General features: G+C 42.4%; 15 protein-coding genes. All 15 read left to right on the top strand.

What is annotated here, in order from left to right:
* Nucleotides 1-276 (top strand): universal stress protein (locus HZA10_07820; protein ID MBI5196214.1); only part of this gene is annotated, 276 nt, incomplete at its 5' end.
* Between the two features lie 66 nt (nt 277-342).
* The gene (locus tag HZA10_07815) at nt 343-1,911 is read left to right on the top strand and encodes a HAMP domain-containing protein (GenBank protein MBI5196213.1); all 1,569 of its coding nucleotides are present in this window, start codon (nt 343-345) and stop codon (nt 1,909-1,911) included.
* A complete protein-coding gene (locus HZA10_07810; GenBank protein MBI5196212.1) occupies nt 1,908-3,236 on the top strand; it encodes a sigma-54-dependent Fis family transcriptional regulator in 1,329 nt (442 codons plus the stop codon). Before HZA10_07815 ends, HZA10_07810 begins: the two co-directional genes overlap by 4 nt.
* A 263-nt stretch (nt 3,237-3,499) precedes the next feature.
* The gene (locus HZA10_07805; GenBank protein MBI5196211.1) at nt 3,500-3,985 is read left to right on the top strand and encodes a hypothetical protein; all 486 of its coding nucleotides are present in this window, start codon (nt 3,500-3,502) and stop codon (nt 3,983-3,985) included.
* Nucleotides 3,986-4,011: 26 nt separating this feature from the next.
* Nucleotides 4,012-4,206, top strand: coding sequence for a hypothetical protein (locus HZA10_07800; protein ID MBI5196210.1), 195 nt, complete (start codon nt 4,012-4,014; stop codon nt 4,204-4,206).
* Between the two features lie 4 nt (nt 4,207-4,210).
* Nucleotides 4,211-4,477, top strand: coding sequence for a hypothetical protein (locus tag HZA10_07795; GenBank protein MBI5196209.1), 267 nt, complete (start codon nt 4,211-4,213; stop codon nt 4,475-4,477).
* Between the two features lies 1 nt (nt 4,478).
* Nucleotides 4,479-5,570 carry a sulfite exporter TauE/SafE family protein gene (locus HZA10_07790; GenBank protein ID MBI5196208.1) on the top strand — a complete coding sequence of 364 codons (1,092 nt, stop codon included), beginning with the start codon at nt 4,479-4,481 and terminating at the stop codon, nt 5,568-5,570.
* 1 nt (nt 5,571) lies between these two features.
* Nucleotides 5,572-6,426 (top strand): universal stress protein, encoded by an 855-nt coding sequence (locus HZA10_07785; GenBank protein MBI5196207.1) that lies wholly within the window; start codon nt 5,572-5,574, stop codon nt 6,424-6,426.
* 130 nt (nt 6,427-6,556) lie between these two features.
* Entirely contained in the window at nt 6,557-7,315 is a 759-nt protein-coding gene (locus HZA10_07780; GenBank protein MBI5196206.1) for a GntR family transcriptional regulator, read from the top strand.
* Nucleotides 7,316-7,471: 156 nt separating this feature from the next.
* Nucleotides 7,472-8,719: a sulfite exporter TauE/SafE family protein gene (locus tag HZA10_07775; protein MBI5196205.1), complete on the top strand. Its 1,248-nt coding sequence runs from the start codon at nt 7,472-7,474 to the stop codon at nt 8,717-8,719.
* A gap of 1 nt (nt 8,720) precedes the next feature.
* Nucleotides 8,721-9,449: a hypothetical protein gene (locus HZA10_07770; protein MBI5196204.1), complete on the top strand. Its 729-nt coding sequence runs from the start codon at nt 8,721-8,723 to the stop codon at nt 9,447-9,449.
* Nucleotides 9,450-9,459: 10 nt separating this feature from the next.
* Complete coding sequence (locus HZA10_07765; protein ID MBI5196203.1) at nt 9,460-9,888, top strand: universal stress protein; 429 nt, start codon at nt 9,460-9,462, stop codon at nt 9,886-9,888.
* A 75-nt stretch (nt 9,889-9,963) separates the two neighbouring features.
* Nucleotides 9,964-12,222, top strand: a complete 2,259-nt coding sequence (locus HZA10_07760; protein ID MBI5196202.1) for a PAS domain S-box protein — start codon at nt 9,964-9,966, stop codon at nt 12,220-12,222.
* Between the two features lie 75 nt (nt 12,223-12,297).
* On the top strand, nt 12,298-12,729 hold the full coding sequence (locus HZA10_07755; protein ID MBI5196201.1) for a response regulator: 432 nt from the start codon (nt 12,298-12,300) through the stop codon (nt 12,727-12,729).
* A gap of 15 nt (nt 12,730-12,744) precedes the next feature.
* Nucleotides 12,745-13,083 (top strand): four helix bundle protein, encoded by a 339-nt coding sequence (locus HZA10_07750; GenBank protein ID MBI5196200.1) that lies wholly within the window; start codon nt 12,745-12,747, stop codon nt 13,081-13,083.

Genomic DNA, 13,083 nt, shown 5'->3' with positions numbered 1-13,083 from the left:
GTAAAAAACATTGAAGATGTATTAAACAGCAATTGCAAAAGAGAAATCGCTGAAATGAATTCCATTGCAGACACCGAAGGAGCATTGATAAAAACACGCCTTGAAGAAGGTGATATTCATAGGAAAATCGTAGAAGTTGCCGAAGAAGAAAGGTGCGACATCATCATCATGGGAGCGCGCCGCAGACGGAACTGGATAAGCAGGTTCTTGGGCGATCATGTCGTGGAAAAAGTTATTAACCAAGCCCCCTGCCCCGTGTTTGTGGTAAACTCCTGACAAATTCCCTATAAATTATCCTCTATATTTTTCTTTTTCCATCTTTTAGTGATAAAATAACTCACCATGTCTTTGAAGAAAAAGATAATCCTCGGCTTTCTCACAAGCTCAATAATTATTGTCGTCATTATGATCTTTGGCTTTGTCAGCTTCATTGAAATCAGAAAAGAGATACATTACCTTGAACTATCCGACAACCTCAGAAGCAAATCCCTGCAGCTCAGACGTCATGAAAAGAACTTTTTCCTTTACATGGACGTCAGCGCTGTTGAAAAAGTTCATACTTATTTAAATGATATAAAGCTTCTTCTTAATCAGGGCAAAAGCGCTTATAAAAACAACTACCTGCTCGTACTTGAGAAAAAAATTGACGAATATGAGCAGAAGTTTAACCATATTGAAGCCATCTTCTATGAAGTTCGGGATAGATTAGCAAAGCTTAAACCTTTAAATTCCCGGTATTCTGTTTTTTTTGAACTGATTGAATCTACATTTTTTGAACGCCCTATCATAACCGCAGAACTTTTAAAAAAGACCTTTTTACTGCGTGAAGAGGATTCAATAATTAAAAACCTTCAGGAATTGAATACCGAGATGACCGCCATAAGAAAAGACGGGGAAGAAATACTGACCATATCTAATGACATGGATAAGTCGGCAAGAGAAAAGGTAGACAAAGCAATGGTCGTATCGCAGACCACGGCATTAATCCTTTTCCCGATGTTTATTTTTGTGGGGTTGTGGGCGTTGTTCGGGATAAGTCAGAGCACTGTGAAGCGCCTGAAAATTCTTTCCGATGCAATTGAAGAGACAGGCAAAGGGCACTTCTCATCTCTGAAAATTCCGGAAAAACAGGACGAGATAGGCTTGCTGATTAAGACCTTTAACAAAATGAAGGCAGATCTGATTGCACGGGATGAGGAGCTTAACAGAAAAAATGAGGAACTGCTCCAAAGCAGGAAACTGGCATCCATAGGAACGCTTGCATCCGGGGTGGCCCATGAACTTAACAACCCGCTTAATAATATTTACCTTGCGTCTCAGATATTATCAAAAGAAATAGACCAGGTAATAGAGTCGGAAGCCTGCCCTGAAGTAATCACTGAAAGCGTCAGGGACATTGCTTCGCAAACGCTCCGGGTGAAAAGGATAGTCAGCGACCTCCTTGAGTTTGCCAGGGAAAAAGGCCCTGAACTCAAAAAAATCAACATAGTCCATCTGGTCCATGACGTGCTTAATCAAATGCAGACGTCGGGCGAGATGTCAGATGTACAGTACAATCTTGCTGCCCCTGAAAACATTGAACTCCCTGCAGACAGGCATCTCATGGAGCAGGTCTTTATAAATCTTTTCATCAATGCCGTTGATGCGATGGAAGGCAAGGGCTTGCTGGATATCAGAATGGATGCCGTCAACACCGGCGTACAAATTAAAATCACTGACACAGGCAGGGGCATCCAGCCGAAAGATATATCAAGAATTTTTGACCCGTTTTTTACCACAAAGGAAAAAGGCACAGGGTTAGGACTGGCGATTGCTTACAACATAATAAAAAAGCATAATGGTAAAATAGATGTCGTGAGCGAACCTGACAAGAAAACTACTTTCACTATAATACTGCCGAAAGAACAATGAACCTTAATATCCTGATTGCAGAAGACGAAGAGATAACACTAAAACACCTTAAGTATGCTCTGGAAAAAGAGGGCTATGCCGTAACAGGCGTAAAAAACGGCATTGAAGCCTTCAATAAACTTGAGAAAGAGGAGTTTGACATTCTCATTGCCGACATAAAAATGCCCGGCATGGACGGCATAACGCTTCTCGGCAAGGTAAAAGACAACTATCCCGCCACTGATGTAATAATAATCACAGGTTTTGGCAGTATTGAATCTGCGGTTGAGGCAATGAAAAAAGGCGCATTTGACTACATCACCAAGCCCTTTAATCTGGATGAGCTGAGCCTTAAAATCAAAAAAATTCAGGAAAAAAAAACCTTACAAAAAGAAAACATAGCCCTTAAAGTTTCTCTGGGGATAGGCAGGGATTACCCTTTCATAGCAAAAAGCAGGGTGATAAAAAGGGTGGTAGAGATTGTAAACAGCATAACAAATTCTGACTGCAATGTCTTGCTGACCGGAGAGAGCGGCACAGGCAAAGGGCTTATAGCAAAGCTCATCCACTACACAGGTCCCCGCAAAGAAAAACCTTTTTTGGCGGTAAATTGCGCAATCTTTACGGAAGAACTTCTTGCAAGCGAACTTTTCGGACATGAAAAAGGGGCCTTCACCGGCGCCGTCGCCACTAAACAGGGACTTATTGAAATTGCAAACACCGGCACATTATTTCTTGATGAGATAGCGGAGATGTCAACAGCCCTGCAGGCAAAACTGCTTAAGGTAATTGAGGATAAAGAATTCCTGCGCGTAGGCGGCACAAGGCAAATCAAGGTTGACGTAAGGTTCATTGCCGCAACAAATCAGAATATCAATACGCTCGTATCCGACGGAAAGTTCAGAGAGGATTTATTTTACAGGCTCAATGTCATGGATATTCATATACCTCCGCTACGGGAAAGAAGGGAAGATATTGTCCCGCTCAGCAATCATTTTTTAGAAAAACATTCTAAAAAGGTAAATAAAAAGATAAGCGGTTTCGGCAAAGAAGCGATAGATATGCTCATGGCATATAATTTTCCGGGCAATGTCAGGGAGCTTGAAAATATTATTGAGCGGGCCCTTATTCTGGAGAAAACCTCCCGTATAATGCCTGAGAGCCTTCCCCAGAGCATAAAGTTATTTCAGGTTGAAACAATCACCCCTAAAAAAATAAAAACAATTGACGAGATAAATAAAGAATATGCAGAAAAAGTGCTTGAGTTTGTGGAGAACAACAGAGCAAAAGCGGCTGACCTTCTGGGCATCTCAAGGACAAGCCTCTGGCGGATACTTAAAAAGTAATAACATTCCGAAGCATTAGATTCCATTATCTTCCTTCAACGTAAAGTTTTTTTCGTAAAAATTCCTCCTCAACAAAAAGTCTGCAAGGTAATTAAATCTATAACTCCTTTCATGATGTTAGTGATAAAACCGTTCACCTGCGTTCATATTTGAAACAATAATTTAAGCGTCAAAAAATAGCTTTCCATTTAATTCCAATAAGTTATGAGCTGGCATGCTTCTTTCTATTACCTATGTAGAAGTTCAATTTAAGGAGGGAATACATGCAAGAAAAAATCTTATTTGTAACAAAGGGAGGTGAAGACTGCGATAACGGATTTTCTTATGCGGTAGAGCTTGCCAAAACTCTTAATGCCGGGATTGCGGTATTAATGGTTTACGGCAAACAGGCATTGATCACCCTTGAAGACACAATGGCTGCGGTTGCATTTGCAGAGGCAGGAGATACGGAGACTGTTAAATGGCTCCTGCATGAGCAGGAAGAAAAAATTAAAGAAGCTGCAGAAATCAAGATTAAAAAATTTGTTGAAACATGCGGGAAGAATTCCATATCGCTCATTTACCGGACAGCATTTAATGACACGATAACGGCAATTAAGGATTTTCTTAAAAATAGGCCGTTCATTGATATGGTCCTTTTAAGCCCGAATCTTTCAGACGATAAAAAAGGGGTTGACTTTAAAAAATTACTCAAAAACATAACAAAACCTGTCGTAGCCATGTCAGCGCCTGCAAAGGCAGAGGCATAGGTACAGGTTAAAAAGGAGGAAGCGAAATGAAAACACTCAAAAGCATATTCAAAAAATTTGAGAATGCAATGTTTGCCGTTACCTTTGCCGAAGCCGGGGAATTTGAAACGGCAAAGCAGTTTATGCAGGAAGAAGAGCCCCCTCACAAAAAAATCAGCAAAAAATCCAGTGGTGAATATGTATCAAAGATTGCAGTCAATTCAGCCGTAGGAAGCAATTAATTCTATGAAGAAAGATGGAGGAGAGATGTCAGAGAAAAAGAAAAAGCCCTATGCGGGAATGACACTCATGGGAATTATTTCAGTCGGAATGTATGCAGCGCTTCTTTTAAATCAGGATTTTCTTAACAACTACTTTGGTCACGGAGGCGCATATGCGTTTTTGCTGGTAGCTACGGCATTTGCCTTTTCGTTTGTCCACGGTTCATTTACAGGACATTTCTGGACTGTGCTTGGGGTAGAGGCTGCAAAAAAGAAAAGGGAGGTAAAGTAACATGCATGATATGGTCAAGGAGGCAGCTAATTTCATCAATCTTGATGTAATGACTGTTGCCTACCTGTTTATTGTAGGATTTGTCGGAGGTCTTGTAAGCGGATTTATCGGCTCAGGCGGCGCATTTGTGCTTACACCCGCCATGATGAGCCTTGGAGTGCCCGGACTCGTGGCAGTCGCAAGCAATATGTGCCACAAATTTCCCAAGGCCCTCATCGGTGCGCTTAAACGCGCAAAATACGGGCAGGTTGATGTAAAACTCGGCATCGTACTTGGAATATCTGCAGAAGCAGGCGTCCTTTACGGCGCGCAGATACAGGAAAATATAAAGAAAAATTTCGGCGATGCAGGGTCCAACCTCTATGTCAGCGCGGCATTTGTAGTAATTCTTGCAATTGTGGGCAGTTTTGTATTACTGGATGCATGGAAAACTTACAAATCTGGAAACACCAATGAAGAAGAAAAACTCACAAAACTTGCGCGCCGGGTGCAATCCATAAATATTCCGGGTACAATGGTTTACTTTAAGAGTCTGAATGCAAAGGTTTCAGTGCTCTTCACGATTCCACTCGGTTTTGCAACCGGAATGCTTGCAGCAACCATTGCAGTAGGCGGTTTTATCGGTGTCCCTTCAATGATTTATGTTCTCGGGGCGCCCAGCCTGATGGCTTCAGCCACAGAACTTGTAATTGCGTTTGTCATGGGATTAGGCGGTTCATTAAAATACGCAATGCACGGACTGGTTGACATACGCCTCGCCATGATTATCCTTGCCGGTTCTTTATTCGGCATTCAGCTTGGCGCAATAGGCACAACCTATGTTAAACCTCATATGATAAAGGTAGTAATGGGATTAATCATGGTTATCGTCCTTTTCAGCCGCGCCCTTATGGTCCCTGTTTATCTGTCCCAGCTTGGCCTGATACAAACACTTAGCGATGCTTTAACAAAGACATTAAAAAATGTAAGTTTTGGTATAATGATTTTCGCCCTTGTACTCGGCGCCTTTATAGTCCTTAAAGCCATGTGGCAGGGACGCAGGGTTGAGAGGCTTCAGCATGCAGGAGCGGCTTTAGAGCACGGAAAGGTGTAGTTTGGGGAGATACAGAAAACTGCTTGTTGCCGTTGACGGCTCTGAAACAAGCATCCATGCGCTGAAAGAATCCTTCAAGCTTGCTGTGAATGAAGGAAGCTGGATAACTGTCGTGTCTGTTGTTCCGCCTTACACCGGAGACCTTGATTTAACCGGGGTTAGAGATGTCATGGCATCCATAAGAAAACCATGCGAAGATGCCCTTTCAAAGGCTGAAGAGGCGGCAAGGACTGAAAAAGCTTTGATAAAAACAGTCTGTGAGGAAGGCGAGCCATATGAAAAGATTGTTAACCTTGCAGAAACTAACAACTGCGACCTGATAATAATGGGAAGGCGCGGACTGCGCCGGCTTGAAAGAGCGCTTATGGGAAGCGTAACCGCAAGAGTAATCGGCTACACCCGCAATGACATCCTTGTTATTCCGAGAGACACCTTTGTGGGCTGGCAGAACATCCTTGTTGCCACTGACGGCTCAAAATACAGCAGGGCTGCAATTGAAAAAGCAATTGACTTCGCTAAATCATACGGCGGGGAACTGAATATCCTGTCTGTTATAGACGTCCCCGCAGAATTTTATGCTGAGGCCCCTGAGGTTGCAGATGACTTAATCAGGAAAGCAAAAGGATATGTGGAGGAGGCCCGCAAACTGGCTGAGGCATCCGGCATAAAAACAGCGATTTTTGTTCGTGAAGACGTGGCATACGAGGCAATTACCGCCCTTGCAAAAAAACAAAAAGTTGACACAATAATCCTCGGCTCACACGGGCGGACAGGATTAAAGAGACTCCTCATGGGAAGCGTTACAGAAAAAGTTATAGGGCACGCTCCCTGCCCTGTGCTTGTAGTCAAACCATAAGTTTTTTAGGGTGTATTTTCATGCTTCTTTGTGCCACGAATGATTTCGAGACATGACGATTCTTTCGATTTCTCCACTCATATATTTTTTTCTTGACATCATCATATCATTATAATATTATATTGTCACAATGCAAGATAGCCAATTAGTACATCAGGGTAAAATAATTGACAGGCTGAATCAGGAAAAGCTTTATATCCAGCTCACAAGAATATTTCTTGAGGAAATAAGCTCAGGGCAGTGGCAGCCCGAACAGCAGATTCCAACTGAGGAAGACCTCTGCAAAAAATATAACGTAAGCAAAATAACAGTCAGGCAGGCGGTAACTAACCTCGTCTCTGACGGCTATCTTACAAAAATTCAGGGCAAAGGGACCTTTGTCAGCTCTGTATCTCCAGTCGTAGGGCTTGCCATGAAAACAAGGCTTACCGAAGAAATGTTCGGCAGGGAAGCTCATTTGGAGAGGGAGATATTATTTAAAGGAGTACAACAGGCGCCGCCTGATGTAACAGCATATTTAAAAACCGATGACAGGATATTCTACATCCTGAGTAAAAGAACAAGCGGAGGTGAAACCGCATACATTGAGGAAACCTATATTCCCTACAATATGCTTCCCTTTATTGAAAAACTTGACATTACCCACAGCTCAATTTATTCCGTGCTTCAGGAAAAAGGCACCAGAAAAATATTTAAGATGATACAAACCATTGAGGTGGCTCAGGCGTCCGGAGATAATGCAAAGAATTTAGGCTTAGGCGAAGGCTCGGCAGCGCTTATTGTTCACAGGCTCTTTTTCAGTTCTGACGACATACCGATTGCATACACAAAGATTCTGGGCAGAACTGACAAATATAAATTTCAGACGGAATTTGAAAGAATTAGGTAAAACGAATCATATAGAACTAAAGGGGGCATAAGTAAAGCCCCATAATTTGTCATTCCTCCCGAAATTTCGGGATCGGGAATCCTTCTTGAATCCCGATACATCGGGACGGACAAGCCGGAATGACAGAATAGCTATTAATTAAAGGGGGTTGAAAAAATGAGTGGTCCAAGAAAGTTGTTTGAATTTCTTAAGGCTGCGTCAGTTGCTCATGCACAATGGGACTACGAAGTCTCTATGTCTATTTTAAAAAACAGGAAAAAGCTTTTGATTCTGCTTGCCATGCTGGCTCCTATTCTCGCGATATCGTTTGTTGAGGCAAGCGATATGATAGGCGGCAAGACGGCATATGCGCCGGCATTTTATTCCAACCTTATATTTTTCGTTTCAATCGCAGTAGGACTTGCGGCGGGGCTTATAACAGGATGTATCGGCGCAGGCGGAGGTTTCATAATCACTCCTGCCCTGATGGCAGCCGGAGTAAAAGGCATACTTGCCGTTGGTACGGATCTTTTCCATATCTTTGCCAAAGCGATAATGGGTACAACGGTTCATAAAAAACTCGGCAATGTCTCGGTAAAGCTTGCGATAGCATTCCTTGTAGGCTCTGCCGGGGGTACATTTATCGGCGGCGCTATACAGAAGGGCCTTTATGATAAAGACCCCTTATTGAGCGAGGCCTTCATCAGTCTGGTATATGCTGTTTTACTGGGCTTCCTCGGTTTCTATGCGCTGATTGATTTTCTGAAGTCAAGAAAGGAAGCTGATGCGGGAGGGCATGGCGCACATGGCGGGCCGTCAAGCATACCTCCTCTCGGAATGAAGGTACAGAATATGAAAATCCCGCCCATGATATCTTTTGATGAGGACCTGGGCGGACGAAAAGTTTCCGGCATTATTGTTGCAATGGGCGGCGTTATTGTGGGTATATTGGCGGCAATAATGGGAGTCGGAGGAGGATTCATAACATTTCCGATGTTTGTATATGTTTTCGGAGTATCCTCCATGACAACCGTCGGCACAGACATACTGCAAATTATTTTCACTGCAGGAATAGGAGCAGTCACACAATACGCCATCTATGGGTATGTGTTTTATACACTCGCAATGGGAATGCTCATCGGCTCTTTGATCGGCATTCAGGTCGGCGCTCTTACGACAAAGGTTGTCAAGGGAATACACATCAGGGGATTTTACGCAATGTCAATTATTGCCGGTTTTATAAACAGAGTTGCTACACTTCCCAAAAAGCTCACCGAGCTTGAAGTTATTCATATGTCAAAATCTGTTTCCTCAGGCATAGAAACCGCCGGCAATATCATATTCTGGATAGTTGTCGGGTTTTTCGGTTTCTGGGTTATAAGCAAATTCTTTACAAATATCAAAACGCTAAGAGAGGAGGCATAACATGGCTGAAGCGCATAAAAAACATCTTGGAACGGGAATAGTCCTTGCCATATCGTTTATTGTAGTATTAGTCTTGATTTTTTCGCCCATTTTCCCGAAGACTCCGGAGGGTAACTCCCAGAACGGACTGGACTTTGCCGACAGAATGTTTAACGAACTCTCCAAGGGGTCCTCTTATTTCATTCCAAAGATAAAAAAGGATAATGAGAAATTTATCGGTAAGACATTTGCAGTCAGTATAAAGATAGACAAACCTGAAGACGCTGAAAATACAATCAAGCTGTTTAACTCTGCCGGCGCCCGTGCGGAAATGCAGGGAACTGAAATGAAGATAGAAGGCGACCTCGGCAAGGTGGTAGAGACCGTTCTTAACGATTCGGATGCAATGTACAATAATGACGGTTCCAAGGTATCGGGGCTGTACGGGTATGCCGAAAAGGCTGTGATGAAAAACTGGTGGCAGGCGCTGAGCAAGATGGCAAAGACCTTCACAAAAGATAAGAAACTTGACGAGGCAAAACTTCTTGACAGCGTAAACAAAAAAGCCGTAGAAACATCCTACAACTTTTACGGGATAACAGCCCAGAAAGTCTCTGAGAATGCAGTCCTTATGACAGGTCTTCTGGTATTTTATGTGGTATATACCATGTGGTGGGGGTTTGCAATATTCTTCATATTTGAAGGCATAGGGCTTACGATGAAGAAATCAAAGGTTAAAAAAGAAGTGTAAGGAGGATACAATGAAAATACTTGTTCCAGTAGACGGTTCAGAATATTCCACAAAGGCATTGAATGTTGCCAAAGACTTTGCAAAAACAAAAGGCGCCAAGATATGCCTGATTAATGTAGTCCCGGTCCTTGAAGGCATAGACCTGGAAATTTCCCCGTCTGAAAAAGATAAACTTAAAGAAAGCATGAGGAAGCGCGCTGATTATATAGTCCAGCAGGCTTGCGGCGTGCTTGCCACAGAAGACGTAATCGCAACTTGCAGGGAAATAGCCGCCTCAACTTCAGTGCCTGATGCAGTAATTGATTTTGCTGAAAAAGAAAAAGTTGACTTGATAATAATCGGCAGCCGCGGCTTAAGCCCTTCTTCAAGATTCAGGATGGGGAGCGTTGCGTCAAAAGTGGTCAGGCATAGCTCCTGTTCTGTATATGTGGTAAAATAATCCGGCAGGATAAGAGTTCAACAACACAAGGGTGAATACGCTGATTCACCCTTGATTTTTACCGGCGCTGATAAATTGAAAGGAAAAAAAACCGCTTCTTTCAGCCTTAAGGATTTAAAGCCTTTTCTGTGGGAAAGGTTTCACCCGTTCAATGTAAAGTCATTTTTGATTTTAGCCGGCATTATAATCCCTCCGGTTCTTCTGTCAGGCGTTCTCATACTCGCATGGATGTCCACAATTAAAATAAAAGACGTTGTAACTCTAAACTTTAACCAGCAGCAGTTGGTTCTTGCCCAGCACGCGGCAGGACAAATTGAAAACAGCATAAATATTTTGAAACGCGAATTGTCCCTCCTTAGTTTCTCTCCGTCAATTCAGTATGATGAAGAAGTATTCATGGGAAAGAGAATGGATATCGCCTTTTCAAGCATAAAAGACGAGGGCGGACTGGAAATAAGGTTTGTTAAAAATAAAGACAAAAAAACCATTGTGGCAAACAGCCGGGGATATAATCTCTCCAATCCATCCGCTGATGATTTGTATTATTTGAAGCAGGCCGGGCGGGAAGAAAATAAGGGCAAGATCTCGTTAAGCGATGTTTCAGCAAAAAATTACAAAAACAGTCAGAAACTTATAATAACAATGGCTCTGTCTGTCTGGCAGATTTCCGTTGATGTGACACATCCGGTGGCAGCCAATAAATTCTCAGGCGTCTTACTGTTTATTATTGATGCAACTGCATTGGCCGGAGAGACAACAAAAAATATTATTTCAGGCAATACGGGATATGCGTGGGTCATTGACAGAAACGGAACATTCTTGTATCACCCTGAAAAATGGTTCATCGGGAAAAATGCATTTGAGGTCCGCAAGGCAAAAAAACCTGCGATATCATTTGCAAGGATTAATACAATTCAGAGGGAGAAAATGTTGAAAGGCATGGTAGGGACCAGCTGGTATATATCCGGATGGCACAGGGGGAAAGAAGGAGAGATGAAGAAATTGATTGCCTATGCGCCTATCCCCCTGGACAATACGGCAGATAACCGCATCTGGTCCGTAGCAGTTGTGGCGCCTATAAGCGAGGTTGAGGGCGTAATACATGAGATACAGATCCGGCAGTTTTATCTTGAGGGGTTTACTATACTTACTATATTCTTCGGAGGTCTATTAATAGTCAGTTTAATGCTTGTCTGGTCCAGTTCATTGCAGAAAGAAGTTAAAAATAAGACAAGTGAATTAATAAAATCCGAAAGTCAGTACAAATCTCTTATAGAACATGCAAATGACATTATATTTACAGTAACCCATGATGGTGAAATCATCTCTATGAATCATGCCGGGCGGACTTTTTTTAAAAGAGACGATGAAGAAATTGTAGGAGACAATATAGGGGAAATCTGTTTTAATGAGGACAGCGCCTCTCTTCAATTAAAAGCTATTGACGATGTCTTTAAAGCAGCGCGCCTGAGCCGGCAGATTACTTACCCTGTTATAATCAGCGGTAATAAATACTGGCTCAGCACAAACTTCAGCGCGCTATTAGACGACAAAGGCGAGGTTTTTGCCGTTCTGGGAATTGCAAGGGATTTTACAGAAAGGAAAAAGATAGAAGAACAAATGTCCCATACCGAGAAACTGGCATCCCTCGGGACTCTGGCTGCGGGCGTGGCGCATGAAATAAATAATCCGCTGACAATAATACTCGGCTTTACAGACCTGCTGAAAGAAAAGGTGCCGGCATACTCTGAATATTATGAAATATTAAAGACCATTGAAAAGCAGGGGCTGAATGCGAAAAGGGTTGTGGAAAATCTCCTGACCTTTGCCCGTTTTTCAGAATATAAAGAAGAAAATGTTGATATAAATATGAATCTGAAGGAAGTTCTCACTATTGTGGGAAATACCCTTTCGCTTAACAAAGTCGCTATCGTAGAAGAATTGTCAGAATCCCTGCCCATAGTAAAGGGCGACCCGAGAGAACTTCAGCAGGTTTTCTTAAATATAGTGAATAATGCGATATCCGCCATGAAGGGCGGCGGCACTTTAACGATTGCCGCAAAAATGATAGATGAAGGGGGCGCGGTAGAAATAAAAATTTCCGATACAGGCAGCGGAATTAAAAAAGAATACAGTACCAGAATATTTGACCCGTTATTTACAACAAAAAAGGTTGGAGAAGGCACGGGTCTGGGGCTTTCAGTTTCTTATGGAATTATTGCAAAATACGGTGGTACAATTACCTTTGAAACAATGACCAAGGAAGAATCAAGCAAGACCGGAACAACTTTTATAATAACCCTGCCGGCAGTAAAGGCAGGGAATAGCCAATAGGGAATAGCCCAGAGGGATTTCCCCCCTATTCCCTCTTCTCTATTGCCTATTGGCTTAACCAAAGGAGGAGGAATTATGCCCGAAAAGATATTGGCTGTTGATGATGAACCTGATATGTTAAAGCTTCTGAGTATGATTATCAGAGAAAAGACATCTCACGAGATTATAACCACTAACAATCCTCTGGAGGCGCTTGAGCTGGCAAAACAGGGCGGCTTTGACATTATAATTGCAGACCTGAAGATGCCGGGGCTTGACGGCGTAGAGCTTCTTGACGCCGTAAGGAAATTTGATGAAAATATCCCTGTTATTATCATCACAGCCTACGGTACGGTTGAGTCTGCCGCCGAGACGATGCATAAGGGGGCTTTTGACTTTATAACAAAGCCTTTTCGTAAAGAACAGATACTTTACACAATAGACAGGGCTTCCAAATGGGTAGCGCTCCGGAATGAAAACAGGATATTGAAGGAACAGCTGAAGAAGGGAATAGAGAATAGCCAATAGGGAGTAGGGAAAGAAATGGAATCATATCAGGAACTGGAAGTGTGGAAGAAGGCTATAGAACTTGTAACGGAGATTTACAAAATAACAAAAACATTTCCTAATGAAGAAATCTATGCTTTGACAAACCAGATTCGACGAGCAGCAATTTCAATTCCAGCAAATATAGCTGAAGGATGGGGACGGAATATGACAAAAGAGTATATTCAGTTTCTGAGAATTGCCAGAGGTTCTTTATTAGAATTGGAAACTCATCTTATAGTATCAAAAAATCTGCAATATCTAAACAGCCAGGCATTGGAAATAATACTACAAAAAACCCAAGAGATAAACAAAATGCTCAATTCTTTTCTTTGA

This window comes from Nitrospirota bacterium (genome assembly GCA_016212185.1).
Lineage (GTDB): Bacteria > Nitrospirota > Thermodesulfovibrionia > UBA6902 > DSMQ01 > JACRGX01.
This window is presented reverse-complemented; position numbering and strand designations above follow the sequence as displayed.